Source organism: Phyllobacterium sp. LjRoot231 (assembly GCF_964253365.1).
In the GTDB taxonomy this organism is placed as follows: Bacteria; Pseudomonadota; Alphaproteobacteria; order Rhizobiales; family Rhizobiaceae; genus Phyllobacterium.
In genome coordinates this window covers 2,780,356-2,807,164 of record NZ_CAXUQT020000001.1, presented here as the reverse complement: position 1 = coordinate 2,807,164, position 26,809 = coordinate 2,780,356, and the positions used below count along the sequence as shown (strand labels likewise).

At 50.8% G+C, this 26,809-nt stretch carries 29 protein-coding genes and 1 pseudogene; 17 read left to right on the top strand and 13 right to left on the bottom strand.

Annotation, left to right across the window (positions count from 1 at the left end; genetic code table 11):
• Position 1: 1 nt before the first annotated feature.
• Genes ACSQ3H_RS13900 through ACSQ3H_RS13875 form a run of 6 tightly spaced genes read right to left on the bottom strand, consistent with a single transcriptional unit; the run spans position 2 to position 7,520 of the window.
• Positions 2 to 1,372 (bottom strand): MATE family efflux transporter, encoded by a 1,371-nt coding sequence (locus tag ACSQ3H_RS13900; RefSeq protein WP_436117593.1) that lies wholly within the window; start codon positions 1,370 to 1,372, stop codon positions 2 to 4.
• Positions 1,369 to 2,652: a serine hydroxymethyltransferase gene (gene glyA, locus ACSQ3H_RS13895; protein ID WP_436117592.1), complete on the bottom strand. Its 1,284-nt coding sequence runs from the start codon at positions 2,650 to 2,652 to the stop codon at positions 1,369 to 1,371. The genes ACSQ3H_RS13900 and glyA overlap by 4 nt, the downstream gene beginning before the upstream one ends.
• Positions 2,652 to 4,052, bottom strand: a complete 1,401-nt coding sequence (locus ACSQ3H_RS13890; protein WP_436117591.1) for a hypothetical protein — start codon at positions 4,050 to 4,052, stop codon at positions 2,652 to 2,654. The genes glyA and ACSQ3H_RS13890 overlap by 1 nt, the downstream gene beginning before the upstream one ends.
• A gap of 3 nt (positions 4,053 to 4,055) precedes the next feature.
• A complete protein-coding gene (locus tag ACSQ3H_RS13885; RefSeq protein ID WP_436117590.1) occupies positions 4,056 to 5,390 on the bottom strand; it encodes an FAD-binding oxidoreductase in 1,335 nt (444 codons plus the stop codon).
• Between the two features lie 22 nt (positions 5,391 to 5,412).
• On the bottom strand, positions 5,413 to 6,342 hold the full coding sequence (locus ACSQ3H_RS13880) for an NAD(P)-dependent oxidoreductase (protein ID WP_436117589.1): 930 nt from the start codon (positions 6,340 to 6,342) through the stop codon (positions 5,413 to 5,415).
• Complete coding sequence (locus ACSQ3H_RS13875; RefSeq protein ID WP_436117588.1) at positions 6,342 to 7,520, bottom strand: aminotransferase class I/II-fold pyridoxal phosphate-dependent enzyme; 1,179 nt, start codon at positions 7,518 to 7,520, stop codon at positions 6,342 to 6,344. The genes ACSQ3H_RS13880 and ACSQ3H_RS13875 overlap by 1 nt, the downstream gene beginning before the upstream one ends.
• Positions 7,521 to 7,822: 302 nt before the next feature.
• Here ACSQ3H_RS13875 and speB point away from each other — a divergent pair, with 302 nt between their 5' ends.
• The 8 genes from speB (at position 7,823) to ACSQ3H_RS13835 (ending at position 15,668) form a co-directional block, all read left to right on the top strand.
• Entirely contained in the window at positions 7,823 to 8,806 is a 984-nt protein-coding gene (gene speB / locus ACSQ3H_RS13870; protein WP_436117587.1) for an agmatinase, read from the top strand.
• Positions 8,806 to 10,338, top strand: coding sequence for an ATP-binding cassette domain-containing protein (locus ACSQ3H_RS13865; protein WP_436117586.1), 1,533 nt, complete (start codon positions 8,806 to 8,808; stop codon positions 10,336 to 10,338). Before speB ends, ACSQ3H_RS13865 begins: the two co-directional genes overlap by 1 nt.
• A 69-nt stretch (positions 10,339 to 10,407) precedes the next feature.
• Positions 10,408 to 11,337 (top strand): hypothetical protein, encoded by a 930-nt coding sequence (locus ACSQ3H_RS13860; protein WP_436117585.1) that lies wholly within the window; start codon positions 10,408 to 10,410, stop codon positions 11,335 to 11,337.
• Positions 11,338 to 11,521: 184 nt separating this feature from the next.
• Entirely contained in the window at positions 11,522 to 12,262 is a 741-nt protein-coding gene (locus ACSQ3H_RS13855) for an orotidine 5'-phosphate decarboxylase / HUMPS family protein (protein ID WP_436117584.1), read from the top strand.
• A gap of 46 nt (positions 12,263 to 12,308) precedes the next feature.
• Positions 12,309 to 13,421 carry a hypothetical protein gene (locus ACSQ3H_RS13850; protein ID WP_436117583.1) on the top strand — a complete coding sequence of 371 codons (1,113 nt, stop codon included), beginning with the start codon at positions 12,309 to 12,311 and terminating at the stop codon, positions 13,419 to 13,421.
• A gap of 140 nt (positions 13,422 to 13,561) precedes the next feature.
• Entirely contained in the window at positions 13,562 to 13,855 is a 294-nt protein-coding gene (locus ACSQ3H_RS13845) for a hypothetical protein (protein ID WP_436119557.1), read from the top strand.
• A 205-nt stretch (positions 13,856 to 14,060) separates the two neighbouring features.
• Complete coding sequence (locus ACSQ3H_RS13840; RefSeq protein ID WP_436117582.1) at positions 14,061 to 15,047, top strand: hypothetical protein; 987 nt, start codon at positions 14,061 to 14,063, stop codon at positions 15,045 to 15,047.
• Positions 15,048 to 15,194: 147 nt separating this feature from the next.
• Positions 15,195 to 15,668, top strand: a complete 474-nt coding sequence (locus ACSQ3H_RS13835; protein ID WP_436117581.1) for a hypothetical protein — start codon at positions 15,195 to 15,197, stop codon at positions 15,666 to 15,668.
• A gap of 77 nt (positions 15,669 to 15,745) precedes the next feature.
• Here the strand turns inward: ACSQ3H_RS13835 and ACSQ3H_RS13830 are convergent, their stop codons facing one another.
• Positions 15,746 to 15,946: a hypothetical protein gene (locus ACSQ3H_RS13830; protein WP_436117580.1), complete on the bottom strand. Its 201-nt coding sequence runs from the start codon at positions 15,944 to 15,946 to the stop codon at positions 15,746 to 15,748.
• Positions 15,947 to 16,289: 343 nt separating this feature from the next.
• Between ACSQ3H_RS13830 and ACSQ3H_RS13825 the strand changes: the two genes are divergently transcribed.
• Positions 16,290 to 16,835: a type II toxin-antitoxin system VapC family toxin gene (locus ACSQ3H_RS13825; protein WP_436117579.1), complete on the top strand. Its 546-nt coding sequence runs from the start codon at positions 16,290 to 16,292 to the stop codon at positions 16,833 to 16,835.
• A gap of 189 nt (positions 16,836 to 17,024) precedes the next feature.
• A complete protein-coding gene (locus tag ACSQ3H_RS13820; protein WP_436117578.1) occupies positions 17,025 to 17,675 on the top strand; it encodes a nucleotidyltransferase domain-containing protein in 651 nt (216 codons plus the stop codon).
• Between the two features lie 70 nt (positions 17,676 to 17,745).
• Here the strand turns inward: ACSQ3H_RS13820 and ACSQ3H_RS13815 are convergent, their stop codons facing one another.
• Positions 17,746 to 18,288, bottom strand: coding sequence for a hypothetical protein (locus tag ACSQ3H_RS13815; protein WP_436117577.1), 543 nt, complete (start codon positions 18,286 to 18,288; stop codon positions 17,746 to 17,748).
• Positions 18,289 to 18,600: 312 nt separating this feature from the next.
• On the opposite strand from ACSQ3H_RS13815, the pseudogene ACSQ3H_RS13810 reads away from it, so the two are divergent.
• Positions 18,601 to 19,175: pseudogene (locus tag ACSQ3H_RS13810) on the top strand (TetR/AcrR family transcriptional regulator).
• 50 nt (positions 19,176 to 19,225) lie between these two features.
• On the top strand, positions 19,226 to 19,411 hold the full coding sequence (locus ACSQ3H_RS13805) for an SDR family oxidoreductase (RefSeq protein ID WP_436117576.1): 186 nt from the start codon (positions 19,226 to 19,228) through the stop codon (positions 19,409 to 19,411).
• A gap of 245 nt (positions 19,412 to 19,656) precedes the next feature.
• Here the strand turns inward: ACSQ3H_RS13805 and ACSQ3H_RS13800 are convergent, their stop codons facing one another.
• The 5 genes from ACSQ3H_RS13800 to tnpA form a co-directional block, all read right to left on the bottom strand.
• The gene (locus ACSQ3H_RS13800; RefSeq protein WP_436117575.1) at positions 19,657 to 20,478 is read right to left on the bottom strand and encodes a nickel-binding protein; all 822 of its coding nucleotides are present in this window, start codon (positions 20,476 to 20,478) and stop codon (positions 19,657 to 19,659) included.
• A 187-nt stretch (positions 20,479 to 20,665) separates the two neighbouring features.
• Positions 20,666 to 21,475, bottom strand: a complete 810-nt coding sequence (locus tag ACSQ3H_RS13795) for a class I SAM-dependent methyltransferase (protein WP_436117574.1) — start codon at positions 21,473 to 21,475, stop codon at positions 20,666 to 20,668.
• Positions 21,476 to 21,623: 148 nt separating this feature from the next.
• On the bottom strand, positions 21,624 to 23,225 hold the full coding sequence (gene tnpC / locus ACSQ3H_RS13790) for an IS66 family transposase (RefSeq protein WP_436117573.1): 1,602 nt from the start codon (positions 23,223 to 23,225) through the stop codon (positions 21,624 to 21,626).
• Between the two features lie 74 nt (positions 23,226 to 23,299).
• Positions 23,300 to 23,653 carry an IS66 family insertion sequence element accessory protein TnpB gene (gene tnpB / locus ACSQ3H_RS13785; RefSeq protein WP_436117572.1) on the bottom strand — a complete coding sequence of 118 codons (354 nt, stop codon included), beginning with the start codon at positions 23,651 to 23,653 and terminating at the stop codon, positions 23,300 to 23,302.
• Positions 23,650 to 24,189 (bottom strand): IS66-like element accessory protein TnpA, encoded by a 540-nt coding sequence (gene tnpA, locus ACSQ3H_RS13780; protein ID WP_436117571.1) that lies wholly within the window; start codon positions 24,187 to 24,189, stop codon positions 23,650 to 23,652. The genes tnpB and tnpA overlap by 4 nt, the downstream gene beginning before the upstream one ends.
• Positions 24,190 to 24,469: 280 nt before the next feature.
• Between tnpA and ACSQ3H_RS13775 the strand changes: the two genes are divergently transcribed.
• The 5 genes from ACSQ3H_RS13775 (at position 24,470) to ACSQ3H_RS13755 (ending at position 26,771) form a co-directional block, all read left to right on the top strand.
• Positions 24,470 to 24,667, top strand: a complete 198-nt coding sequence (locus ACSQ3H_RS13775) for a hypothetical protein (protein ID WP_436117570.1) — start codon at positions 24,470 to 24,472, stop codon at positions 24,665 to 24,667.
• Positions 24,668 to 25,225: 558 nt separating this feature from the next.
• Positions 25,226 to 25,900, top strand: coding sequence for an SOS response-associated peptidase (locus tag ACSQ3H_RS13770; protein ID WP_436117569.1), 675 nt, complete (start codon positions 25,226 to 25,228; stop codon positions 25,898 to 25,900).
• A 15-nt stretch (positions 25,901 to 25,915) separates the two neighbouring features.
• Positions 25,916 to 26,212, top strand: a complete 297-nt coding sequence (locus ACSQ3H_RS13765) for a hypothetical protein (protein WP_436117568.1) — start codon at positions 25,916 to 25,918, stop codon at positions 26,210 to 26,212.
• A gap of 60 nt (positions 26,213 to 26,272) precedes the next feature.
• The gene (locus ACSQ3H_RS13760; protein ID WP_436117567.1) at positions 26,273 to 26,515 is read left to right on the top strand and encodes a hypothetical protein; all 243 of its coding nucleotides are present in this window, start codon (positions 26,273 to 26,275) and stop codon (positions 26,513 to 26,515) included.
• Positions 26,508 to 26,771, top strand: coding sequence for a hypothetical protein (locus ACSQ3H_RS13755; RefSeq protein WP_436117566.1), 264 nt, complete (start codon positions 26,508 to 26,510; stop codon positions 26,769 to 26,771). Before ACSQ3H_RS13760 ends, ACSQ3H_RS13755 begins: the two co-directional genes overlap by 8 nt.
• Positions 26,772 to 26,809 lie beyond the last annotated feature (38 nt).

Here is a 26,809-nt window from a genome sequence, read left to right as displayed (position 1 = left end):
TTTACGGATGTTGAACAATTTGTAGCTTCTTAACAGATATTGAGAGGACCAGATAAACACACCAGAAGCAGCTCACGCTTTGTCCCACCAGCAAACCAATCCAAAAGTTATCTATACTTGCTGTCAGATGCGTTACTAAAAAAACTCCAGTAGAAAATCCTACGATCCAAGGCCCGACAACCGTCGCAAGAATAGGCTTAAACGTTTCCTTATATCCAAGGAGAATGCCGGATGCTGCTATTTGAAGACAGACAAGAGTTTGGTAAGCGGCGAGAAAAACTATGAATTCTTGCGTCATTTCAATGTGGTGAGATCCCGCAACTACAATAATTGGATGTGAACCGAGCAGGAAAACCAATGATGCGGATACTCCAAGGGCCGAAGCGAGCAATAAACATGAACGAGATAACGACATTGCGGCATCGGCATTTAGAGCGCCGCGAGCCTGTGCAATCAACGACGAACTGGCACTCGAGAGACCGAGGGCAAATGTTGTTGACAACCCTACGAGGCGCAAACCCATCGAATGAGTCGCAACATCACGTTCCGAAATAAGATGTGGAAGAATGAGAACTGATATGTAGACCAGTCCTTCAACCAATAATATTCTCGCTATCACAAGGAATCCAACATTAAGTGCCGCCGTCACCATTTTAACGTCTTGGTATGTCGGTCTCTCCAACTGAACAAGATCACGGCTATCTGGATCAGCCTGTGCTGCTCTAAATGCCAGAAACAAAAGGACAAGGCGAACAATCGAGCCGGCAATTCCTGTCCCTGCTATCCCCCAATTGAACGCATATGGCAGATCAACTGTAAGTAACGTTGTAAGAAATAAATTGAGCAAGGCTGCGACAGCCGTTACACGTACTACAAAACGTGCGCTTTGCGTGGCCGTGCATACTGATCGTATCCATACAAAGAAACTAATTGCAAAAAAACCAGGTGCCGCGCAAAACGCCCAAAGCGCAGTTGAGCGCATTGCTTCTTGCGACAAGCCCAGTCCTGAGTGCAAATGCGTAAGGGTCAGCAGAAGGAGGATTCCGATCGAAGCTGCTATACCAACGATCGCCAATCCTCCTCTTGCTGTCGAAATAGCAGCCTTTCTTCTTCCGGCACCGATGTGTTCAGCAATAAAGGGAACAGTAGCGCTACATAAGCCCACCACGACCAAAAACAGCAGAGCGTAAACTGCCGATGCCACTGTAAACGCCGAGAGTTCCACGACACCCAGGCTTGCGACAACAAATACGTCTGTAGTCGTCATTACCGTCTGAAGTAAAAAACCGAATGAAAGTGGCGTGGCTACACGCATCAGGACAACCATGCTCGACTGCCAGTGCGTCTTGTAAAAGCCTGGTCTGACGTTCATCGGAAGTTCCAAAGTGGTTCGTGAGCATGCAAGCAATCGGCCTCACGCGCCACACCGAGCAGCTTCTGGACCAAATTCGAAGCCTCAGTATTGGAGTGAATTTCACGCAGAAGGTCCACGATTAGACGCGCAATTTTTTGCGCTTCCAGTGCTTCGTATCCCCGTGACGCCATCCAGGCAGTGCCAATTCGAAGCCCACTAGCTTGGCTCATGCGGGCGGAACCGTCAGAAGGCAACACCTGTCGATTCGAAAGAATGCCTACCTGTTCCAGACGAACTTCAGCTACCTGACCGGGAATCCCAAATGCTTCTCGCGTATTTAGAAGTACATAGTGCTTCTGTGTTCCGCTCCCAAACACAAGGCCCGAAGTTAAAGAAAACTCGCCGGCCATGACTTCAGCGAGGTCGAGTGCACGTTTCGCATATGCGTAGAAATCGAGGGTTTGCGTGTCCAAAAGCGCTGCTGCCGCATCGGTCAACCGTCGGATGGGGAAACTGGATTGTGTACCTGGGTGAACAGCGCGATCAATTGCACTTGCTAGATTGGCCTTGCAGAGAATTATTCCTCCATGAGGTCCCCTTAACGTCTTATCTAGCGACATGGTAATGACATCAGCCGCGGCAACGGGAAAATCAATCACACCAGCTGCAATGAGCCCCGCTTCGTGCGAAAGATCAAACATCAGTTTTGCGCCTACACGATCACAGATCGAGCGTAGGGCATGCACATCGTAGAGCCAGGGGTACGATGACGAGCCACAGACGATTAACTTGGGATGCACGTCCACAGCTAGCTCACGAAGCGCGTCATAGTCGATGAGCCCGCTATCGTTCAATCCATAGTGGTGGAAGCGAAAGTGTCGTCCGGAAAAATTTTGCCGAAGGCCATGCGTGAGATGTCCGCCTGCCGAGAACCTAAGCGCCAGGGCCGTGTCACCATCTGCAAGAAGTGCATGGTAGACAGCTTGATTAGCTTGACTACAGGAATGTGATTGAAGGATCGCATGCTCTGCGCCAAAGACATCGCAAGCAATCTTCGCGGCCAAACTTTCAATTTTGTTGTGGAATGCAGCGCCGGCAAAGGGTCTGTCGCCAACAATACCCTCTTGAATCATATCTCCCTTATAAGGAGACTGGGTGTGACGCCACGCAGGTATTACGTTGTCGCTTGCTATAAGGTTGATGACGCGCTTCTCATACTCTTGTTGCTGCTTTCCAAGATCGTAAATACGCGAAACCTGTTCATCCAGATGATCGCGATTAAGTTGTTCGTGCTGCATCAGTCCACATCCCTAGTGATTATTTTGCGTTTGTGCGAATGTGTGAGTGGCAAAGCCGGAACGATTTGATACTCAACGTTCAGATTTGAATCTTCAGAAAGAACGACCAGTTCCCGACAAAAGCATTCGAGCGAGTTCGCGCATTTTTCCCTCGTGTTCCCGGATGGAACTCCCAGAACTGTTATCAAACCACGCGCGTTCTGCTGAATTCGAAACTCAGCCAAGCCCGCGTCTCTAGGAATGAGAACACGATCGTAGAGTGCCATGACTTTGTCTGCATCAATTGGATTTTTACGCGTGTTGAGCAGTTGCTGATCTGCTCGACCGGAGAACCGATGCAATTGACGGAAGTGATTGCCGCAAGGACAGATCTCCGCCCGGTCTGATATCGAGATTATATCGCCCTGTTCATACCGGATAAATGGCATAACGCGGTTGATCAAACTTGTCCCTACACATATGCCATTACCACTTTCGTCAACCTTGATCGCCTCGATATGGACGTTGTCTTCAACTAGATGGTATTCGCCAAATTGGCACTGTGTAGCGATCAGATAAAGTTCCTCCGACGAATATTCATCAAAGACTGGGCAATTAAACGCACGAGACAACCGATTTCGTTCAATTTCACTGCTAGCTTCTGAATTTGTACAAATCGCTTTTATGCCAAGCTCGGTTAAGTCACCGCCGCTTGCCACCATTCTGCCGAAGTAGCTCGGAAAACCTGTAAGCAAAGATGGTCGCAATCTCTTTAGATGAGCTACGGCTACGTCGGGTGGGCATCCTTGCGAAACCGTGAAGATGGGGAAATTGCCTTCCAAAGATGTAATGCGCGGTGGAGCAAGGTATACTTCGTACACCCATTCTTCTGGCAATCTATTTCTTCCAAGCATATTTTCATAATGGCGCATATAATACATGAACCCAATATCGGATGTTGCTGAGTCTTGCATTATTGTAAGTATTTTACCACTCGAGCCAGAAGTTCTTGAATAATATATATCATCTGTTATTTTTTCCACAGCGATTTTAAACGCGTCAAAATTGCTAATTATTTCGTCTTTTGTGACTATTGGAAGACACTCAAAATCTTTCCAATTTCGAATACCACCAATCTCGTAGCCATTCTTCTTATATATCTCGTGGTAGTAAGGATGGAATGTGTAGGCGTGATCGACAAGCTCCATCACTTGGCGCAAGCGGCGTAAATTCATTTCATTGCGCGATATCGTCTGGTTATTGAACAGCCCCTCCTTCGAGGCTTTCCACTTAATTCCAATTCGCTTCTGATCGAGCGATGTTTCGGCCTTGCGCCCGTCCCTGGGGTGCAAGTGGCGTGTTATCTCACTCACTCCGAGATCATAGCTATTTACATCGAATAGAGTATCCAAGTAATTCACGAGTTACTCCCTGATATTGTGATTATTTCGGAAAATATTATCAGGATCAAAACGACGCTTTATTGTCCTGAGCCGCCCAAGATGAGGATTGCTGTGCTCGGGAACATCACCGCTTTCCGAATAATTGGAGTAGGTCAGGTGCGTATCGCCAGCCGTCTTAAGAATACAATTTCTTACCCAGTCTCGGTTCTCGACGTCATTTTCCGCCTCGATCCATCGGCTTGCGACGAGCACGCCGAATTTATTCCCGTGGATTGGAAAAGCTGAAAGAGACGGGTCTCGATCCCCCATTTGGCCGTGTAAATGTTCAATAGTAACTGTTACGTCAGAATTGGGCGCGTCGATCATACAGCTCATGAGTTCGCACGCTGCAGCACCCTCGATTTGGTCGAGATACCGCGCTTTCCAATAACCGCGCTTGGGTTCACTGAAGGTGACATCCGATGATCGCTGCCAAGCGATGAAGTCATCGTACACATATAGAGAGCGAGCATCCGCCCGTACGAGTGCGAGAAGATCGTTCAGCGCGCCGAGGTCAGTGCCGCAAAGACAAAACTCAATGTCAAGAAAAACGCAGTCGCCTATTTTCTTTAATACTGGAGCGACCGTTAGCTCCCTTGGACAACTCCGGCTTAACCAATCAAGCGTTTTGAACAATACTCCAGGCACATTATCCGGAGTGCAACGATAACGACCAGCTTTAATTTGGCCAAGCTCTACTGGTCTAAAGTAGAAGCGTGTAACTACACCGAAATTTCCGCCGCCACCTCGCAGCGCCCAAAGTAATTCTGGATGCGTCTCGGCATTGACATTCAGTGTACATCCGTCAGCTGTAACCAAGTCTACCGCAACAAGATGATCACATGTTAAGCCGTGAATACCAGTGAGCCAGCCGATTCCTCCGCCCAAAGTAAGCCCTGCAATCCCGGTTTCGCTTACTGTGCCAGTGGGAATGACGAGACCAAGTGGGACGAGATGCTGATCTACATCTGCTAGGCGAGATCCGGGGGCAATACTGGCTACCCCGGTACAAACATCAAATTTGATACCCCGATCGTCTGAGAAGTCGAGCATCATTCCTTTATCACGAGCCGAAAATCCCGCGATATGATGCCCCCCACCCCGAATTGTCAGTTCGATGTCATGCTTCCGCGCGACCATGATTGATCGGGCCACCGTTTCTGCGGATAAATTGCGCAGCATCACCGCCGGGTAACGATCATGCATGCGGTTAAAAATGCGACGGGCTTCATCATATCCAGATGAGTGAGGCCATATTGCTTGGACTCCTGTTCCAGTTAATACTTCGCGGGTAAGATCTTCTTGTAGAGTGGGCATCGCGATTCTCATTGCACGATAGCTAAATACGGAAGAAAGTGATAATGTTATCAACGGCTTGATCAACCGTCCGTTGCCATGTCCGCGGCGTCTTCGCGAAACTATGGGGAAATATGACAACGCGATCATTGCCCATCGCGTTTAGCCTTCTTATCGCGGGATCTTCGCTTTCCGACGGATACCCATCTTGAACAAAAATTCTGACTCTACCGTCTAGGAGAGCTGATTCGATCGCTTCGTAATCAATCAGTGAAGGGCTGGCGGGATTCACAATCGTTAGATTTGGCTTACACGCCCGAAGAAAGGAAGAATTGATCATCCGATACGTATCTTGGGTGGAAGGCACCGTCAGGAACAGAATGTCGACTTGGCTTGCGATTTCCTCAGACGCGGCATATGAAATGCCAAGTTCAACCTCAACAAACTGCTTGCGGGAACGGGATGTATAAATAACAGGCAAGTTAAAGCCCATTCGGAATATGCGAGCGATCCTTGTGCCGATATTACCCATTCCGATTATACCCACGGAAGACCCTGTGATATCCTCGGACCATAGTGATATGGCCTGCCCGGCCTTGACACTTGAGTTTAATGCATAGAGATTTCGGCGGCCAGCAATAGCCGCGCCCACGGCGGCTTCCGCGACTGACAGACTATTGGTTCCCGGCGTATTAATGATGTTGATAGCTTGATTCCGGGCAGCCTTTTCATCAAGAAAATTGCCAAATCCCGTTCCGACAAACGAGATTATGCGCAACCGGGGTGCTTCCTTGAGCAGTTCGGCGCTTAAGAATTCATCTCCCCCGAGAATATAACCATCCGCCTGCGGAAGAGCAGACAGAAGTTGCTTGCGATCGGGGGCAAAATGATGCCCACAGCTATGTCCCGCTGCCTCTAAACACATAAAATGGGTTGGAGTGAATCCTGTGCCGGTTAAAATAATATGCGCCATTAACAGACCTGCTCATAAGATTTCGAAAACGAATTCGACTGCATCTGTCCCAACACGCGCATCGCCGACACAAACGATTGTCTCGGTCGCAGGAGACTAATGCGGATATTTTTCTGGTTATGCGCCATATGCCCGCTATCCCAATGAAAGTGTCGGCCGGGCAGAACTGAAACACCGCGGTCACTGAGATGGCGTACCATTTGCAGATCACTCATCGCTGACTTGTGAATGTCGAGCCAACAGAGGCCAATACGTGATTCACCAGTAGTTGGACTCACCCCAAACACGGAGTCCTGAAGCGAATTTGTTATTTGATCCCAACGATCATCTATAACATCCCAAAGCATAGGCTTGAGCCCCGAAGCATAAAACTGCCGCATGAGGCTTTCAAATAGGATGAGCGCAAACGTGGAGGAACAGAGGTAGAGCTCATTGTACACTGTCCTGACATCAGCGGACAAATCCTCCGAAAACACCATCAGGCTGGCTTTGATTTCATGGGTCGGCCAGACCTTGCCTGTATCTTCAAACGAAATAAATGAGACGCCGGAGTCCAATAGAATTCGATAATCATCAAAATGTTTGCGTTTATGAAAGCGAAAACTATTATCAAGTATCAATATTTTACCCGCCGTGTTGCAGTACTCTGCAATTACACAAAGATCATCCCTACCCAGGGTGGTACCCAATGGGTTATTGGGATTGACCAAGAATATTGCATCTGCTGATACGTAGTTTGAGACACTGCCGTCGTCGGTGTGACGACCAATTCTCTTCGTGTCATGATCAGATATGGATAAGAGTGTCACACCTCGCCGTCTCAAGAGCAAAGCTATATTGTCGAAGGTCGGCTCCACTAGGGCTGTGAGTGCACGTCTCTCTCTCAATACGGCACCCACAATATCGATAGCATTCGATGCAGTTGGGCAAATTACGAAGTTTTTATACCCATTCAGAGATCCTGTGCCCGCTAGGTTGCTGAAAGCACCGACATACCGTTCGATCGCTTCCGAGTTACTTAAGGACGAGCTTATGTTCCAAATATCTGGCAAAGATTCAACATGTCTAAATAACGCGTTGTCGAGTTCATGAGCAGCATGCCCATCTGATAAGTTCATTATTTTCTTGGCACCGAACTGCTCATAGTCTGTCGATGTCTTAAGTAATCCAATGTTCATTCAGTATATCCTCAATCTAAAGGCATGAGATATTCAAAGAATACATCGCATTCTCTTGCATTGAAGATATAAGTAACTTTTGTGATTGTTTTATGAACATGTCGAGCTCAAAAGGCAAATAATAATTACATTTATAATGTAATTAATTTGCAATTATAAATTGCATAAGTGGATAAATTTTTTTAGACACAAAACTGTTACTTTAGCGATATAAATCGGTTAGCCAAGTTCTCTTAGGCATACGTGTTCAATTGGTTTGGAACGTAAAACGCTTAAGCCATTCACTTAAAACGAATAGGACTATGACTGAGATCCTTATCGACAACGCTATTACCGACACTGAGACCGCGCGACTCGCAGAGCCGGCGTTCTCAGGCGCGCTCTCGTTTATGCGAACGCGCTACAATAAAGATGTGACGGGTGCTGACGTAGCAATTTTGGGGCTTCCGTTTGATGGTGCCTCATCAAATCGACCCGGTGCCAGGTTTGCGCCGCGTTCGATACGAGAAGCGAGTGCTAGCTTCGATTGCGAGCCGCAGTACCCCTCGATGCTTGACCCATTCAGGACACTCAACGCCATTGACTTTGGGGACTGCTTTATCGATTTCAGTCGGCAACTTGAAGCACAGCCTCAAATATACAGCACGGTGCTTTCGCTTCTTAAGCGCTGCGCCCAGGTGATCAGTATTGGTGGGGATCATTCAGTCACTCTGCCCATACTACAGGCTTACGCGGAACTACGTGGACCTGTTGCCATCGTGCAGTTCGATGCCCATCCAGATGTCTGGGGTGACTCCCCGAATCGAGTTTCTCATGGAACTTGGATGCGCCAGGCCATCAAAAAGCAATGCGTTCGTAAGGATAACTCTATCCAAGTTGGCATTCGGACCTATGTAGCGGATGACATCGGTATGGAGGTCATACTCGCGTACGACGCGATTGATCTGAGCGTTGTCGAGTTAGCTGACCGAATCCGCAGTCGAGTGGGTACCGCACCAGTGTACTTAACGTTTGATATCGATGTTCTTGATCCGGCGTATGCGCCTGGAACGGGCACTCCTGTTGCGGGAGGTTTTAGAACCGACCACGCCCTTCGCACGCTTTGGGAGCTCCGCGACTTAGATTGGTGCGGCATGGACTTGGTTGAAGTCTGTCCTCCGTACGACCTTGGCGGCACCACCGCCTTGGCAGGAGCAACGGTTGTCCAGCATTACTTGCAAATCTTGGCGGCCAAGAAATCTACCTTTGGTCATGTAACTGGCCAGCAGTTTGTAGGGTTGGACTGATGTCGCAGATCACGTTTCGAGAAGTGGGATTTAAGCGTGCGAGTGACATGTATTCGGGCGTGAACTTCTCCTTTAATCAGGGAGATCGCATTGGCATTGTCGGTAATAATGGAATTGGTAAATCGACTTTGTTGAAATGTGTGCTCGGAGACATTGAGCCAACCGAGGGGCAGGTCGTCCTTGCCCGCAATCAGCGGATTGGTTCTGTAGGACAAGATCTTCCCGACGATATTCGGGGGCTAACTATGGCTGACGCTTTACTTAACGTTATTCCTGAAGCTGACCGGACTTATGAATATTGGAAAGTCGATGTGCTGCTCGATGATCTGGGGGTGTCGACAAACGATCGCATTCGAAAAGTTCGCGACCTAAGCGGAGGCTGGCAGAGAATAGTATCCATAGCAGGATGTTTCCTTCAAAACCCCGATATTATTCTCCTAGACGAGCCCACTAATCACTTGGATTTGTCTAAAATACTTTGGCTTGAAAATAGTATTAATAGCTTGTCAGACAGAGTTACTGTTGTAATCATTAGCCATGATAGGGCATTCCTTGACAATACCACTCACGGCACCCTGTTCCTTAGAGCCGGCGAATCTAAAGCGTTTCCATATTCATATTCAAGGGCAATGAATATGCTCGAACAATACGATCAAGAGATACGCAACTTAGCTGAGAAGACGACGGTGAAACTGAAGCGGCTCGAAAAAAGCGCCGCCAATCTGCGCCAGATAGGAGTAGATAACTACTCAGATGCTGCCCTTCGGAAGGCCGTACAAATTAGGAAAAGAGCGGATCAACTTAAAGAGAGTATTCCTGATGTAGTGGGAGAGGAACGACGAGATATCATACTCTCAAATCGCGACATTCATCAGAGGTATATGGTTGAACTTAAAAAATTAGTGGTTCACGACCCAAACAAAAAAGCATTGTTCCGTATTGATCATCTTGTGCTGGCGAAAGGTGACCGTTTAGTCGTGTTTGGGGAAAATGGCGCTGGCAAGTCTCAGTTTGTCAAACTTCTCTCCACAGAAATTGAATTGCCGAGATCCAGTCGTCGTGAGGGCATTTCTATAACAGCTGCCGTGAACTTCTGTTATCTCGATCAACACCTGTCATTCTTGCCAGGAAATATCGAGGTCTTTGACCACCTTAGAAACGTAGCTGCAGTTGGGGATGACCGCTGTCGTGCAACATTGGTCAATGCAGGTTTTTCGCTTCCCATGCAAAAACAGAAAATTGGTACAATTAGCCACGGGGAACGGCTTCGTTTGGCACTCGTATGTTTTCGTCTACATGCCCCCAACTTATATATTTTTGACGAACCTACAAATCACCTCGATATCGCTGGCCAGCTCTTGCTGGAGGACCAGATCAACTCAATCGAAGCGACGTGTGTAATCGTCTCCCACGACCGCCAATTTGTCGCGAATGTTGGGAATCGATTTGCAATGATCGTTGATGGTGAGTTGCGGCATATTTCGTCCCCGGATGAGTTCTATACATACCTGTCCTTAAAGAATGATGGGTGATGACCATGTAATAGTACTTGCTAACGCAAATTTCCGCATGATTGATGGGGCACTTCTTGGGACGCAAAAATGACTAACAGAACTCACTATTACAACACTCTTGATAAAGACACTAATTTTGGGAAAAACGGAACAATAGTGGGCTCATCATCTCTCTTGGAGATTGCGGAGTATGACAGAAATACATCGCCAGACAGTCGCCCATCAATTCTGATCTGGCGTGGAGCCTTGCTGAACGATGCTATAAGAGAATGGCTTATATCATCCAGTTGGCCCCTTAGTTGCTTTAACTCGTTTTCAACTGACAAACGTTGGGAATGGACAGTAACCAACGATCAACAAATCGAGTCCGTAGACAAAGCGGACATCATTCGCCAAATCACATCAGCCAGTCCTAGCGCAGACAATGCCGCACAAGGAAATATAATAGCGACCTTAAAAATCAGGGACTACGAGCAGAGAGATGACTATGTCGGCGGCTCGTCATGGTGGCGCGAATGCTTAGATAAAAAGCAGAATATTGACCTTGGTTTTGGCCATGACCTGGCTATGATGTTGATGCAACAGCTTGAAAATGCATCCCGAGTTGCTAATACGACATTGGTTGTTGAACAGATCTCCATGGTCCTGGCAAAGGACCCGACAAAGCCTCTTGCTACCCTAACGCCAACACTTCACTCGGACAGCTATTACGGCGCTCGAGAAAGTGCCATTTGTTCACTCACTGAACGTGGTTTCAACAGGTTTGGAGGAGCGGTATTTCTGCCCTCGTACAACATGGATGAATTGTGGCATCAACGTCCCATCGACATGGAAAAACTTCAGTTTTTATTTAAAGACACCGAGATGTTTCATCCATCGAGTGGGGATGTCGCAATATATGACGGGATGATCAACGGAGCTGGCATCCAAGACCGATCGTTGGGCGTTCCGCACATTTCTCCAGATATACCCGGTTTGAGCTCAAGATTAGTCGTGCTCATGAGACGAATACCGTAGCGGCCAAAGCAACCACAAAATCAGAAACTACGATGGCCCAGAGTGCGGGCGTTCCCCGTCACCGCCTTGAAGGCCTATGATACGCGGATTCTCTGCAGCGTACCGCATCGTAGCCTGCCGACATTGAGCCGTCTGACCCGCAAGAACCGATACAATGAAACCCCTAACGAGTAGGTGTGACGAGATGCGAATTCAAGTGGCGCTTGACGATATAGAGCTCGATTCAACGATAAGAATGATCTCGGAATTGGAATTGGACTCTAGAGACATCGTCGAAATTGGCACGCCGCTTATTTGCTGGAACGGAAAAGACGCATTCCACGCAATTAGGTCACAGGTCAAGACGAACGATATTTGTGTGGATCTCAAGTCCTTAGATTTTGGAACTAGGCAAGTGATACCCTTTCTGGACCTGGGAGCAAAATTTGTCACGGTACATGCTTGTTTGGAGTTCTCGCAATTAATCGACTGTATTTCATGCTGCTCACGATACGACGCCCTTCTTTACCTCAGTTTTTTGGGATGCGACGAGAATCTAATTAGAAGAGTCACGCGACTGGTCAGCGGGAGCCAAACTGTGATTCCAATCGCCCATGGTGAGGGTAAGGACGTCGATGAGGCCTTTCGCAGGGCGATAGCGCGATCGATGATCATTCGAGACGAGTGGAACGGACCGATTGCATTCGGTGGTGGTGTAAATGAAACAAACATCTCGATGCTACCGAGAGAATTGGTGACCTCGGTTATCGTTGGTCGTGGCATCACCAATTCACCGAACCCCGATCGCGCTTTGAACAAATTAAGAACGATCTGTTTACGCCTTGAAGACATCGATCCGTCTACAGTCATTGATGCCAAGATAGGTGATTCAGCAAACGACCCACATTCCGTAGCAATGTTCGACCACGACAGACGAAACGCATGACACTGAAGAACACTAATACGTTTTTGTTATTGGAAAGTATGTAAGCATGAATATGCCAGACATCTTTAATACTGCTGAGACTCTTTACAATAAAATAGAGGCAGAGTTTTCGGAGCAAAGTGCATATGTTCGATCAGGAAATTTTTCATCGAAATATTCTGATGCAATTGATAAATATGGTTTTAACAGTGTAAAAACTTTCATTCCAACAGTTTTAATGATCTTAAAACCAGACTTGATCGCTGCAGATCGACTGAAGGAGACTATTAGCTGGTTAGAAGTCAGGAAGATCCAGATAGCAAATTTACAACTATTGCCTAAATTAAGTGAACCAGATTTAGAAGAAATCTATCGATACAACCTGAGCTATGAATCAACCAGTTCCATGATATCGAACTGGTGGTTGTTTCGTCGGGCTTATGAGCTTCATCCTCAGACCAGCGTAGCGCTATATTTGAGAAAGGAGTCGGCGAGCCCTTTTTCTCTGTACAGAGAAATTAAAGAGTCAAAAGGTCCCTCAACCCCTTATTGGTGTGAGCCTGGTCACTTGCGTCATGATCTAGGTGCCAGCGCACGTACATTGAATTTGGTGCATACCTGCGACGACCCAATCGATGCAATACGAGTTTCCGAAATACTATTAGGAAGAAAAGCTTACGAAGTAGTAAGGCAAATCAACGAGCTTTGCTCGACCGGGCAAAGTGGGTTTCAAAACGCGCATGCATATTTCCGTGATGTTATCCTAAGGTTGAGAGCGGTCTCAGACACACCTTTGAAGCGTCTAAACTTCGGAACGATATTTCTCAAACTTGCGAGCAACGCCGCTTTCAAACAGATGGTTTCTCAGGACCATGCTGGAAATTTTCTTATTGATCGAGATACCTTTGACCATATTGCGGATTCTCCGAACGCGGTCGAAGCCCTAACACGTGTGAGGGAATATTTAAGATCGCCAAGTGGACAAAATCTAAAAACGTTTAGCTCCGATGAACTTGTAAACTATCGAGCTATTTTAAATTTCTCTAGGAAAGAAGAAGATAAACAGGGGCTCTCGAACTTGCCGAATGTATTTTATTTCTCCCTCAATGAGCATGAAAAATACTTACTTAAATCTACATTATATTTTGCAGATGATTTAAATACAATTGACGTTGCCTGAAAAAGCAGCATTAATGCGAATGCAGAGCAGAAGCGCACATCTCACCATGCCATCAGTCTTGCACGCGTTGGCCGAGCGCGCATGTTCAGGCTCCTTTGGCTCTCGCAATAAACGTACAACTGCTGCGGGTGACGCTCAATATGATTGGATATGGAAAGATAACGCATCTTTTTGTAAGCGTCTCTGGCGATCCGGAAAATGCTGAACAGACTCTATTGCCAAGGCGCATTCTGCTTAGTCCCCACCCGGCAAACGTGGTTCCAGATACGGGCACGGTAAAATTCAGAAGTCCCGTGGCTGGCCTCGCCAAGCAGCACGACGCGACGGTCAGCAAAGCGGCCAAAGCACTCTCCGAACGCCAGATCGTCGCAATCAGGCAACGGTTCGGCGGCGGCGGCGATGATCTCGGGTACGGTTTGTTCGCGTTGCCGTGACGCGACGGCCGCTCTTTGAAGATGGCTCGGCGCGCATTCAGAGTTGTTCGGACGATGAACAATGCGGGCAGACGTAAGAGAGCCCCATTGGTGGGTCTTGCTACCTAATTCCGCATTTTGCAAGCGCCTCGCCTACAGGCGTCTGGTGAGATATCTCTCAAAACTGCTACATCAAAGCCCTACAAAAAAATAGGAGGCATCCATAGTGCCGATTGATGCAAGTTTGCCGGATGACACGCCGATTTACCGGATGTTCAATCTTCATGATTTGATAACGACCATTGAGAACAAAGAGTTACGGATGGCTCAGGCGTTAACTATGGAGGACAAAAACGAACTTATCGGAGAATACCTCCTGACGTTCAACTCCATATTCGGGCCGATGACACGAGGGCAACATCAAGAACGTATTAGTGCCCACCCTCAGTCACAGGCAGTTCGCCATATGACATGCTGGACAATGGCTCCCGACAACATCGCCGTATGGGCCCTTTATTCTCGGGAATACGAAGGTATTTTGGTCCGGTCAACGATCGGAAAGCTGAAAGCTGCCATCGAGACATTTTACATTAAACGGAACTTTGCAATCGCTTACTCGCTCGAGCCGAACGATCCACGCGATTTGTTTTATCCTCCGGAAATCGGAAGGGTAGTCTACGTCGATTTTTCTGAAATGTTCGACCGCGTCGTTGAAATACGGGAGAATTATGAGAATAAAATCAGAGTCTCTGCAGAAGAAGCGGGTTCGTGGGATGATCTTGACGTCCTAAGCGCTTTAACTTGGCGCGACGAAAGTTCTCAAGAGCTGTTCCGCGAACGGGGATCTTCAAGCCTCTTAAGCGGCCTGCTAAAAGATAAACGGTATGAACATGAAAGAGAATTTAGGGCGATCATACGTTTAGTGCGACGAGACGAACGCACTAAAACAGAATATGAGTCACATCCCCTGGCGGGCCTAGATGATCCGATCCGGATCCCGCCGCCCGTGGAGTGCCTACCCAATATTTTTATTCCTATTGGCCCGCATTTCATTGATACCCTGCAGATGGATGGGCGGCTCCCGGCTTGGCGTCGTGTTGCAGTGGAAATTCTGTTCAAGAAGTTTGGTTACGACATCACCCCGAGCTCTGCATTCAACAGCATACTTGAACACGAAAAGTGGGAACAGGGCATAGGTAGACTGCGTTTCTAGAGTTGCGCAAACCGTAGGCCACACTGAGGCACTATTGCGCTTTTCCTGATCGAGACATGGCAGGTTAGATATCCAGGTCGGCGGCTGCCCTTAAAAAACGAGATTGCAGAGAGCTAAAAAAGCACCCCTAAACTGAGTGTTAAAAAAATGAACCTCGACGAACTCCGCTCGAAATATTCCGATCTGTTTGCAGACACCGTTAAATTCCGCTGTCCCGAGGGATGGGTATCAATTCTCGACAAATACTTTGACGATGTGAGAGCTGCCTTGCCGAGTGGCGTCAAACTAAAATTTGTGGAAGTTGGCGAAAAATATGGTGCACTGACGATCGACATTGAGACTACGGAATACCCTGCATCCGACATACGGCGTCGACTCGGCAGGGCCGAGAACCTCGCCGACGCCCGTTCGGAGCACACCTGTCCGGACTGCGGCGAGAGGGGCACTATGCGTGACGACGGCAGCTGGATGTTCGTCGCCTGCGACCGTCATTCGAGAAACGTGAAGCCAGCAGAAAACCACAACGCACGATATGGTTCCCACGGACGATACTTCGTCTACGACGAATTAAGCGATGGCTTTGTGGAACTCCCAGTTGAACCCAACTGGGTTGAAAATTGAATTGCCGCAGCAAGAGCAGCGTGTCCCAACACCTAAACGCTAATTTCTGTGGACAACAGGAACGAAATTACTAAAAATTAGCCGCTGCCGAGGTCCTCATCTTCCCCAAGTGGGCCTCCTCGCCTGAGTATTTCTCGAAGATTTTTGCCGTCGCTTTTCGCCATGCGGCTCAAGACGTAGGTCTCGTCACCGTCCGTGATGACCTGATCACCCGATAGTCTGGCGGCTTCAATTATTTGGCCGAAATCTTTTTTAGCTTCGATGACAGTCCACGCCATGCACGACCGGAATCCTTTGGAGGTACCACTTGAGTCCTGTATAGAGCAGAACTCGCGGATATTCCACCATAACGGCCACCTGCCATTGTATAAGCAGGAACCGATCATTTCGCGTTCTAAGACAACTCATATCTGTCTTCCCCTTCGAGAAGCCCCAGAACGCGCCGCTCTCATTCGGTAGATGGAATTTTCCGTCTTACTTGAACAAAAGTAGAGCCGTCTCCGCACCAACGTACCCATTGCAGGTCTTGTTGCCGCAAGGAGTTTTTCCGGCTACGCATCCCACAGTATCCGAGTACCCCCGCCGACACATGTTTCACAGCTCCTATTGGGGACCGCGACCATGATGCATCCGCAGAGACTGGCGCTGGACACGTGTGTGGTGAGCGAGTTCGCGAAACCGAGGCCCAACCAAGGTTGCCTGAACCTGCTCAACGCGCGGCCACCGTTTGAGTTCGCCATGCCCTTCCCGGTCTACGCAGAAATCCAGGTCGGCATCAATATCAAGCGTCTCGACGGAAACAAGAACTGGAAGGCGCATCTACGATGGCTAAACCTCGTCATGGCCGCGGGTATGGAACTCCTTTCGCCCACGGAACACACCGCAGCAATCTATGCCAAGATGATCACAACGCCCCAATTGAAGCAGTTCTGGTTTATAAACCCGAACTCATCGCGCGTGCAACCTGAACAGGACCTACTTATCGCAGCCATCGCAATCTCGCATAATTGCCCATTGGCGACGATGAATGTGAAGGACTTCATGCTCATCAATAAGTTTTTTCCATTGCCCGGACTGCTGCAGCCTAAGATGGGATGGCTGGTCAAACCGACTGATCCGGTATCGCCAATCCCTGCCGTTACAGATCCCCCGACGTTTCGCCACTAAAGTCTCCAATAGCCTGGGGATCCGCGCCTCGCGCAGCGGATCGTCATATCTCTGTCAGTCTCTCGCCATATCAGAGTCACAGACGGCTAGTGTACATGAACCCGGCGTTCTAATATCATGACAGTTGATTTAATATTACAACGGAGGTATGAATATTAAAACAACTGCTAATGTCGCCAAGGAGCGGTTATGGCTCGTTCCCTCCCCCAGAGCTATATCAGAAACCCCATAACTTATATTTTTGGTGTCGATTCCAATGTCCGGGTACTGCGGGAACTGGTCCGCCATGGCGGCAGGCTGTCAAGTTCTACGATAAGCCGGCAGAGCGGCCTTTCCAGAACCAGCGTATGGCTGGCCCTGCAGGTTCTTCAAAACCTCAACGTCGTAACATCGGAAGGCTCGGACAATACAAGGCTATTCAAATTTAACATGGATCATTTCTTGGCCGATTCGATTGGGCTGTTGTTTAGGACCGAGCGGGACCGTTTCTCGTCACTACTGGAAGCCATCAAAGCGAGCACTCAGACGAACAGCCAATGGATTCGAAGTTTGTGGATGTACGGTAGCGTCGTCCGTCGCGAGGACGTGCCCGGAAGCGACATCGACGTTGCCGTCATTGTAGACAGTGACCACCTCGCTGAGGTCGTGAGCACGATCAGGGAGAACCTGCGGCAACCGAGCGAACGGCTTGACTTCCTCCCGTACATCGTTGGTTTGGAAACTGACGACGTCAAACGTTTGGTCGGCGATGATGACCCATGGTGGCAAAACAGCATCCGCGATGCGTTTGTGTTGTTTGGTGACCATCCAGACGATGTCGCAAAGAGCATCAAGGCTTAGTTCCCGTATCGAGGAATAAGACGAGGTCAAATACGGTCACGAGCAACGGGCTCTGGAAACGTACCTACTACTAGACCCTGGGCAGTGCAGTCCAACGAGCCGCCACTCCTCCGGCTGCGCCTGCGAGTGCGAAGTAAAGCACGTTCAGGAGTTCAAACAACCAACCGAACAGCGTTGGCAGGCCGTCTTTGGTCACCTGGTACCCCCATCTCCAGCTATCGGAGCTGGAGTTGGGGTCAAGATAGACCGCCAGTCCAATAATGAGATTGAACGTCAGGGATAGCAGACCAATTGTGGCACCGACGCTAGCGCCCAACCTGACCGCATCGCGGCTGCTGCGCAAAGGTCGAGATTCTGCATGCTCCCATACTGGCAGACCAACGGCCACGCTGAGGATCAGGGACAGTGGGAAGCCGAATACCGCATAGAGCAACACAGGCTGCAAGACTGGCGGAGTTCTCAACGCTTCGCCAGAAACAAGCGTGGCAACGCCAAGCTGGAGAAGGTCAGACGCCAGGGTGAGGCCGACAAACGCCGCTAGCCCTGTGATCGCTGCGACGGTGAGGCCAAGCAACATTCGACTTGTGGTCAACGGTTGTTGTGGAGCGTCCATATAGCGACCTATGCGTTATCTGAAGTATTTCGCAATGCGGCGGGATGCCACTTTAGCGCACCATCGCCATTTAGTTATTTCTCAATTACATAGAAGATGTTTGGTGGTTTTTGCTACCTAATTCCGGGCATCAATGTGGCTATGTGACGGTCGAAAACAGCGGTATCTCGGCGCGAGATCAACGAGGCGCTGGAGTATCATGACCGCAAACATCGCCGTCATCGTCCGGCACAACGGAACTGTGCAAGCTTCTGGCGGTCCCGGCGGGAATGGATATCAAGATCGAAATTGAACCTCGTCCGCAGCGGCACAATCAGTGACAGGCGCGGATTCCTCCTCGCCGTTGCGCGGAACCTCCTCACCGGAGGAGGTGCCGACGCATCGCTGCGCGACATTGCTCGCAAAGCGGGGGTGGGAGACGGAACGTTGTACCGCCACTTTCCGACGCGGGAAGCGCTCCTCGAAGCCTTGCTTCGCACTAACTTCGACGAGCAGATGAGCTCGAAATGTGGGACGCCCACGAGAGCGCCCTCGTGATGTGGCTGAGAGAGGCTGTCGCGATGACGCACAACTACAGCGGTGTCATTGCGCCGATGGTTGCCGCCATCGCGGATGAAAATTCCGCGCTCCATGCCTCGTGCGTCAGCTTGCGCGCAGCCGGTACGCGGCTCCTTGTCCGTGCCCAAGCCGAAGGTGTGGCGCGACGCGACATGGACGGTAACGACCTGTTCGCGCTGATCAGCGCTCTGGCGTGGCTCGCTGACCAGCCTCCGCTTGTGCCACGCGCGGATCATCTATTCGACATCATATCGGACGCGGTCCTGACGGAACGATCGAGCGCCGATGTTGGGGAAAACCGCGGAGCTCAAAACCGTTCCGACCATTGAACTTTACGGCTGCCTATGACCGCATTGGGCCCAATTGCGGACATTCAATAATGCCCGCTTCAAGATCGTGGCTAACGCTGATGGAACGGAATCCACCCTTACGCGGGGGCATTCCACTTGGTCGGCTTGCGGAGCCCGTCGAAATGGCTCAGTTCGCTTTGTTCCTGCTTTCCGACAGAGCCTCGCATGTGAATGGCCAGGAGATCGTTGTTGACGGCGGACAGAGCATAACCTGATCGCAAGTGAGCTCCGGTGCTATCCGGAGCTCACACTGGTGCGTGCTCAGATTCGGAAGTTCGAAGAAAAGTTCACGAGGATCAATCCGCGTCCCTGCGAGCACCCATGGTGCGGCAACGCCGCGGTTATCGGTGGTGTTGTTGGCGGGTTGTCGACGTCAACTCGGACCGCAGTTACCAGTCGCCATCGCTCGGCGTCGCGATCCATTCTTGGACGCAAGAAACGAGCCAAAGAAATAGGGACTCTACGCGCGATTTTTCCAAACGCATGCGAATGCGGTGATAGGGCTGGTAAAGCCCTTTAGGCTCAGTGGCTCGGTCATTTCAAAGATATCCTGGTGTCCGCATTCGCGGCGTATATTTTCGGAAACGAAAATCTGGTCAGCCGAGGCGGCTGAGCATAAGCGGGCAGCAAGTTGAACCGTAGAGCCGAAAAGATCGTTGCTGTCCTCAACCGGTTCCCCGCAATCAAGGCCGATCCGAATATGAATTGGCTCTGAGTTGCCGTTATTGAACCGCAGAAACTGCTGCTGGATCACAGTAGCGCAGCCAATGGCCTCAGGTGTGGATGCAAAGGAGGCCATGATACCGTCGCCAGTGTGCTTTATTTCGCGCCCGCCTGAATGTTTCAGGCACCTGCGCACGATGGCATCATGAGCCCGAACCAGCTCGGTAGCTCTGCGATCGCCAAGACGCTCGGTCATCTCTGTTGACCCCACGATGTCGGTGAACATGATCGCTCGATGTCCTGAATCCACTCCTGCAGATAAGCGGCCGGGTGGCGGATCCGGATCCTGAATTCGGCCGAGGAATGCCTCCACTGCCGATAGAGCGACTTCCACGATTTCTCCCGGGACATGTCCATGCGCCTCCCGATGCACGCACTGCACGGTGCTTTCGTCCGGCGCATCAATAAGGCAGAAAGTTGTGCCGCGCTGCTCATCAAACCAGTATGTCAGGAACTTCACGCCATAGCGGTCCTGAATTTCCAGATCCTTGCGATGCGCTTCTGCGATCTCGGCCGCAGTAGCTCCCTTGAGGTCATGGCGGTCCATAAATATGGCCATTGTCGCTTCCCACTGGATTCGCCGTAATGATGCAGGTGACCGAAGCACGATGCGGCCACCTCTTGATCGCTCAGCCGTCAAGATCTTCCGAAGGCTGAAAAAGTTATTCTACTACACAAGCAGCCATCATCAAACGAGGAGCTAAACAGTAACCGTGGCTTGTGGACCGCCCACGACGGACGTGATTTCAAGCGCGCGCCGTCACTATCCATACGGAAGCCAGCAACTGTACCTTGGAGGGATCACCCAAGGCGGCCAACGCCTCACGCAATAGAGGCTCCGCAGCTCTACGAAGGGTGGGGTTCTCGCGAACGATCTTTCCGAGCGGTCCTACTTTCAGAAGCACCGAGGTCATCGCGTCAAGATTTCCGCTCGATACCTTTTCATCGTGCGACTGGATATCGATCTCTTTGAATCCTGCCGCCGTAAGGATGTAGCGAACGTATTCGGGATTAGCGAAGCTGAAAGGAGTCTCATCGACGGCCGACTGAACTCTCACTGCAGAGACCGGAAAGTAATCCAACTCGTTATCTTGAAGTGAGCGCCAGCAGCTAAACGCCAGCCGACCAGCCGGTCTTAGAATGCGACGGAAGTTGGCGAAAGCGGTTACCGGATCAGCAAAACTCATCACACCAAATCGAGAGAACGCAGCATCCATGCTCTCAGACGGCAAATCCAAGGACTGAGCATCCGCTTCGATCAATCTCACCTGATTGAGCGGCTCCGTTCTCTGCTTGGCAATTTCCACGAGTAACGGCGCGACATCTACCCCGATCACTTGACCCTCGGTTCCAACCCGTTCGGCGAGTTGGAGAAGGGTCTGTCCAGTGCCGCATCCTATATCGAGAACAGTCTCTCCCGAACTCAGCCCTAGCGCTTCCACGGCCCTCAGTCCCAAGGAAGAAAGCTGAAGGTCAATCAGTTCATATCCTTCTGCCCACGCTTTTGCGTGGAGCTGAGCCGAAGACAAAATGTTGGTTGAACCTTGGCTGGACATTGGAGGTCCATAGCAGGGGCTTAGGGGCCCGTCCACACCTAGCACGAATGGGAGATTCAGCACACGTCCGCGCAAGTTCAATCTGCTGTTGTCCGCCATTGGCTCTCAATGCCAAAGCGTGACTGTTCACGAGCTCTCCTGCTACTTGCTATGCCGCTTTTGCATGTTTCTTTGGCGTTTGCCAATTCCACGGCAGCAGCTCGTTGATCCGGTTGATCGGATGTTCTGCAATGTGATTGATGACATCGGTCAGCCAGGTTTCTGGATCGAGATCATTCATCCTGGCTGTCTCAATGAGTGTGTAGATAGCTGCAGCGCGTTTTCCTCCGGCATCGGAACCTGCGAAGAGATAATTCTTGCGACCCAGAGCCAGTGGCCGGATTGAGCGTTCAGCTGCATTGTTACTCATTTCGAGTCGGCCATCAGTCGTGTAGCGGGTGAGCTGATCCCAACGCAGCGTGGTGTAACGAATTGCCCTTGCCAGATCGGTCTTACCGCTGATGCGGGCAAGGGTTCCATCCAGGAAGGTCTTTAAGTTCTCAAGCGGCGGGATTGAATGATCCTGACGAACGGCAAGTCGCTCTGCCGGTGATTTCCCTCGGATATCTGCCTCGATGGCAAATAGTTCGGAGATCAAGCGCAAGGCATGATTGGCTGCCGGCGAGCCCGTGCGCTCGTAATCTTCGTAAAGATACCGCCTTGCATGCGCCCAGCACGCCACCTCACTCAGACGCGGTTGTCCAGTAACGGTATCTGGCGCGTAGAGACTGTTGAACCCGCTATAGGCGTCAGCATGCAGGAAGCCACGGCATCCTTTGAGAAGGGCTTCTGCCTGTTCGCCCTTTCGATCAGGCGAGTAGCGGTAGAAAGCAGCTGGTGGTTCTGTCGATCCCCATGGCCGCTCATCACGAACCAGGGTCCACACCCGTCCAGTCTTGGTCTGCCCACGCCCGGGATCAAGTACCGGGACAGGTGTGTCGTCCGCATGCAGTGTTGCCCCAGAGCGAACATGGTTGCCGATTGCTTCCACGAGCGGAGCTAGAAGAGCCGCCATGGCTCCAATCCATCCGGCCAAGGTGGAACGATCAAGCTCCACACCAGAACGCGCATAGATTTCACTCTGGCGATACAGCGGCAGGTGATCGCAGTATTTTGACACAAGTACATGTGCCAGCAAGGCAGGTCCCGGGCGGCCGCGCTCAATCGGCAATGACGGCATAGGAGCTTGGACAATCGTCTCACATGTACGGCAGCTCAACTTGGGGCGTACATGCACCACACATTTGAAGTGAGATGGCACATACTCCAGCACCTCGCGCTCATCTTCGCCAATCTTGCTAAAGTTTGTGCCGCCGCAGTTGGGGCAGGAACAGGCCGCCTCATGCACAAGCACTTCCCGGGGCAAATGTTCCGGTAATGGTTTGCGTCCAAGCGGGCCACGGGGACGCGGTGTGGATGCGGGTTGTTCGGCATCTGTCGAAGTGGCATCCCCTTGAATCTCAGTCTCTGCCTGGCTTTCCTCAAGATCGCCGATCAGCAATTCCAGCTGTTCGATTGTCCGATCAAGCTTTTCCGACGAACGACCGAACCGGGCACGGCGCAGAATGGCAAGCTGCGCCTTCAGCTTTTCGATATGCAGCGTCTTGGTGTAAATTTCGGCATCGCGAGCGGCAATCTCAGCCTGCAATCGTGCAGCAAAAGCGCGCAATTCATCCGGATCGGAAGGGAGAGAAGCAACAGCCAGAGACATGGCGATTGTCTAGCATGGACAGGCGTTCAAAGCCAGATTCCATCGGTAAAACCAGAAGACTTTTCTGCCGGATATCAAGCCATTTCCGGGCGCTTTGGCAGATTAGGCGCAACCGTCCTACGCCAGTCAATGCCCTCGATCAGAAGCGCCATCTGCGCCGGTGTCAGTTGCAATGCACCATCGACAATCGATGGCCACACGAACTTGCCTTGCTCCAATCGTTTGGAGAACAGGCACATGCCCGTTCCATCCCAATAGAGCACCTTCAGATAGCCGCCGCTTTTTCCCCGGAACAAGAACATATGGCCGGAGTAAGGATCCGCATGCAGCTTATTGACCACGTCGGCCGACAGTCCATCAAAGCCACGGCGCATATCCACTGGTCGGCAAGCCAGATAAACCCGGGTTCCCGGTGCAATCTGGATCACGGCGTTTCATCCAGAGCCGACAAAACTCTTTTCAGAGCCTGCTTGCTCACAAAGGCATCAACGCGGATCCGCACACCGTTCGGCAGATCAACCTCGATCACACCAGCCCGCTCATCCAGTGCAGGACCTTTGGCTGGAAGGCCAGACCATCTGGATTGTTGTGGAATCTCAGAGACAGCTTGATGAGACGCCTCCGAGTTTGATTGATCGGATGGCCGCACTGCCGGCAACGGCGCAACCAGAGCAGCTCCTTCGTCATCACAGCGAGCAAACACGCCGATGGGGATGAACTCGTTTTGGCCCTCGACGATCGGCAGAGGTTCAAGATCAATCGGCCGTGGGCCAAGCTTGCCTGCCTCGGCCGCACGTATCCAGCCAAACAGCTGATTGTTATTCACGCAATGACGGCGGGCAACTTCCGCTACCGCAACACCAGGAAGTTCCGTCTCCCGGACGATCTGCCATTTCTCTTCATTCGTCCAAGACCGGCGCCGGCGCGAGTACTCTTCAGCTTCATCCAATGTCATCAACGTCATGCTAAGTGTCCGCTTATTTTAAGTGGACACTATCTTGCCCACACAAGCGTCGGTAGGCGGTTGATACGCCACGCTTACGCTAAACATGGAGAGGCGCAGTCATCCGCGGCTCTACCTCAATTTCAGCACGAACGTACCATTTGAGGCGCATCTTGACTCTTTTGGATAACGGAACAAATATAGAACGTACGCGGTAGCGACGGCCGTTCAACCGACAATTCGAACTGGAAACCCTCTATCTGAAATGGGTCGGACAGGCTTGTCTCAAAAGGAGAGGCCAATGAACGGACCGGTGCTGAAACATGGTGATGAGGTCGATCAGCTGATTACCGAGCACAATGGGGATGTGCATGCTGCGATTGGGACGCTGCTGTCCGAACGTGATTTCCTGATGAAGGAACTCCAATATGCTTCCATCGCTATGGGCCATGGCTTTGCCCGTGGCTGGAGGCCGAAGACGTTTACACCGTGGGACTGACCATGACCAGGAGCAGAGGAGCGCCCCCGATAGGCATCATCGACCGTGAGTATCCGTTTCAGATCGCCATAGTGGCATGCGAAGTTTCCTGGCGATTTGAAAACGTGACGTTTCTGTCTCAAAAGCTTGGGTGCTGGCGACTAAACCATACCCTTTATGTCGATGATGAGCGTTTCACCATCTACTGCTTTCCCCAACGAGAGAGCGCCGAGTGCTTCCTCAAGGCGTTCGATGGCGAGTGGATCACACCGGCAGACCGGACTAAAGGCACGTGGCGGTCAAAGAATATGCGTATGATGGTGGGCAAAGATGTCTCCTAAGCGTTATCTGAGGCCGATCAAGGAGACCGCACGGTTTTCGGATCTGGAAAGCTGGGATGATCTGTTTGCATATTGCATCCACTGTGGTCGGATCGGTTCGCTGGATCGGTATGCCTTGGAAGGCAAATATGGAAAACACTCGACCGTCCACGGTTTAAACAGAAAACTGCGCTGCATTGTTTGCGGATCGCGGGAAATGAATATGATCGGTACCAGGAACAAGCTGAGAGATTAGCCCATGTGCAACTTATACAACGCCACCACGACACAAGAAGCGATGCGGCAACTGTTCCTGCCGATCAACGATCTAACTAACCGGCTGACGCCACAGATGGATGTTTTCCCCGACTACCCGGCACCGATCGGTCGCAAGGATGCAAATGGTGATCGTGAGTTAGCAATCGCCCGATGGGGTATGCCGACTCCACCGCAGTTTCTGAAAGGCGATGTCGACTACGGTGTGACCAACATTCGCAACGAGAAATCACCGCACTGGCAGGCTTGGCTTGGTCCGGCAAACCGTTGCGTTGTCCCGGCGACAAGCTTCTCCGAATACGGCAAGTTGCCGGATCCAGTTACCAAGAAGAAGCCGCTCCATTGGTTTGCCCTCAACGAGGAGAAACCGCTGTTTTGGTTCGCTGGCATCTGGACCAACTGGTACAGCGTCCGGAAGAAGAAGGAAGGCCCCGTTCAGGCCGATATCTTCGCGTTTCTGACGACCTTCCCGAATGCCGTCGTCAAACCGATTCATGAACAAGCGATGCCGGTCATCTTGCGCACATCCGAAGAAATAGACGTTTGGATGAACGCGCCGGCCGAAGAAGCGCTACATTTGCAAAGACCCCTGCCCGATAATGAACTGATTGTTTTGCCACAACCTGAGACAGAGGAAGAACAACCGCTGCTGCTCTAATCGGAGGATTGAGCCATGCCATGGAAAGTCAGGTTCCGCGATAAGGATTTCATTGGAAATGAAGGTTGGGATCCGGAGTTTGAATTTGAGGTCAGGGAGGCTTTGATGGATACGCAGGAGCTTTCAGGTTCTGCAGAAATAGTTATTCATGTGAAGGACGAATCTGTTGACGACGTGACCATTCACGAATCCTCCGATCCCGAAGAGTTCCCGTTCAATGGTGTCCACGGTCATCACCCCGAACTCGGTGAGGTATTCCTCTTCTCAGGCGTACCCAATGAAGGCGAAGGACAATTGATTGCACCTTTATAGCTCGAAGGACTTCGGCGGCCTCCCGCCATTCAACGACGAACGGTTCACAGGTGACGGCTCATGACGATTCCCGGCCCGACGCGCATGAGAGACGACCCCGATCGCTTCGCTGACTGTCAGCGGGCAGTCGAAGATCGAATGCTTGAGCTCCTGGGCGATGCCCAGGTTGCCGGATGGACCAAGGAAGAAGTCCTCGCCGCAATGATCGAAGTTGCCGAGAATACCAACCTGGCGATGCACCCAAACGTGCTGCTGTCGGTGGAAACCGAGTTGCGCAAATTGATGAAGAAAAAAGATGTCTGAACTACTTGTGGCGAAGGCTCATCCCGCTCGCCCTGTTGTTGTCATAGCGTTCAGCCGCGCGGACAATGGTGAACTGGTGCCGGCTTACGATCCGATGCAGTTCGATACCCAAGAAGACGCTACTCGAATGGCGCGTTACCTCGCGGCGAAATGTACGGGCGTTTTGGCTTGGAGTCGGGAAGCCCAACCTGTTATCGGTGAATACGGGCCGCCGACGATTCTGTTTCAATCCGGCGACGTGCCGGAGCTGGAGTAATATTGACGCCTGAACGATTTAATGAATGCCTGAAGCTT

What these genes read in the sequence shown, in the direction of transcription:
- ACSQ3H_RS13775 (WP_436117570.1), top strand. Translation starts at nt 24,470, where the DNA reads ATGAACGGACCGGTGCTGAAACATGGTGATGAGGTCGATCAGCTGATT.
- ACSQ3H_RS13835 (WP_436117581.1), top strand. Translation starts at nt 15,195, where the DNA reads ATGAACCTCGACGAACTCCGCTCGAAATATTCCGATCTGTTTGCAGAC.
- ACSQ3H_RS13825 (WP_436117579.1), top strand. Translation starts at nt 16,290, where the DNA reads ATGATGCATCCGCAGAGACTGGCGCTGGACACGTGTGTGGTGAGCGAG.
- ACSQ3H_RS13850 (WP_436117583.1), top strand. Translation starts at nt 12,309, where the DNA reads ATGAATATGCCAGACATCTTTAATACTGCTGAGACTCTTTACAATAAA.
- ACSQ3H_RS13760 (WP_436117567.1), top strand. Translation starts at nt 26,273, where the DNA reads ATGACGATTCCCGGCCCGACGCGCATGAGAGACGACCCCGATCGCTTC.
- ACSQ3H_RS13865 (WP_436117586.1), top strand. Translation starts at nt 8,806, where the DNA reads ATGTCGCAGATCACGTTTCGAGAAGTGGGATTTAAGCGTGCGAGTGAC.
- ACSQ3H_RS13800 (WP_436117575.1), bottom strand. Translation starts at nt 20,478, where the DNA reads ATGGCCATATTTATGGACCGCCATGACCTCAAGGGAGCTACTGCGGCC.
- ACSQ3H_RS13755 (WP_436117566.1), top strand. Translation starts at nt 26,508, where the DNA reads ATGTCTGAACTACTTGTGGCGAAGGCTCATCCCGCTCGCCCTGTTGTT.
- ACSQ3H_RS13855 (WP_436117584.1), top strand. Translation starts at nt 11,522, where the DNA reads ATGCGAATTCAAGTGGCGCTTGACGATATAGAGCTCGATTCAACGATA.
- tnpC (WP_436117573.1), bottom strand. Translation starts at nt 23,225, where the DNA reads ATGTCTCTGGCTGTTGCTTCTCTCCCTTCCGATCCGGATGAATTGCGC.
- ACSQ3H_RS13830 (WP_436117580.1), bottom strand. Translation starts at nt 15,946, where the DNA reads ATGGCGTGGACTGTCATCGAAGCTAAAAAAGATTTCGGCCAAATAATT.
- ACSQ3H_RS13815 (WP_436117577.1), bottom strand. Translation starts at nt 18,288, where the DNA reads ATGGACGCTCCACAACAACCGTTGACCACAAGTCGAATGTTGCTTGGC.
- ACSQ3H_RS13875 (WP_436117588.1), bottom strand. Translation starts at nt 7,520, where the DNA reads ATGAACATTGGATTACTTAAGACATCGACAGACTATGAGCAGTTCGGT.
- speB (WP_436117587.1), top strand. Translation starts at nt 7,823, where the DNA reads ATGACTGAGATCCTTATCGACAACGCTATTACCGACACTGAGACCGCG.
- glyA (WP_436117592.1), bottom strand. Translation starts at nt 2,652, where the DNA reads ATGCAGCACGAACAACTTAATCGCGATCATCTGGATGAACAGGTTTCG.
- tnpA (WP_436117571.1), bottom strand. Translation starts at nt 24,189, where the DNA reads ATGACGTTGATGACATTGGATGAAGCTGAAGAGTACTCGCGCCGGCGC.
- ACSQ3H_RS13880 (WP_436117589.1), bottom strand. Translation starts at nt 6,342, where the DNA reads ATGGCGCATATTATTTTAACCGGCACAGGATTCACTCCAACCCATTTT.
- ACSQ3H_RS13885 (WP_436117590.1), bottom strand. Translation starts at nt 5,390, where the DNA reads ATGCCCACTCTACAAGAAGATCTTACCCGCGAAGTATTAACTGGAACA.
- ACSQ3H_RS13765 (WP_436117568.1), top strand. Translation starts at nt 25,916, where the DNA reads ATGCCATGGAAAGTCAGGTTCCGCGATAAGGATTTCATTGGAAATGAA.
- ACSQ3H_RS13845 (WP_436119557.1), top strand. Translation starts at nt 13,562, where the DNA reads ATGATTGGATATGGAAAGATAACGCATCTTTTTGTAAGCGTCTCTGGC.
- ACSQ3H_RS13900 (WP_436117593.1), bottom strand. Translation starts at nt 1,372, where the DNA reads ATGAACGTCAGACCAGGCTTTTACAAGACGCACTGGCAGTCGAGCATG.
- ACSQ3H_RS13770 (WP_436117569.1), top strand. Translation starts at nt 25,226, where the DNA reads ATGTGCAACTTATACAACGCCACCACGACACAAGAAGCGATGCGGCAA.
- ACSQ3H_RS13860 (WP_436117585.1), top strand. Translation starts at nt 10,408, where the DNA reads ATGACTAACAGAACTCACTATTACAACACTCTTGATAAAGACACTAAT.
- ACSQ3H_RS13795 (WP_436117574.1), bottom strand. Translation starts at nt 21,475, where the DNA reads ATGTCCAGCCAAGGTTCAACCAACATTTTGTCTTCGGCTCAGCTCCAC.
- ACSQ3H_RS13820 (WP_436117578.1), top strand. Translation starts at nt 17,025, where the DNA reads ATGGCTCGTTCCCTCCCCCAGAGCTATATCAGAAACCCCATAACTTAT.
- ACSQ3H_RS13805 (WP_436117576.1), top strand. Translation starts at nt 19,226, where the DNA reads ATGCCCGCTTCAAGATCGTGGCTAACGCTGATGGAACGGAATCCACCC.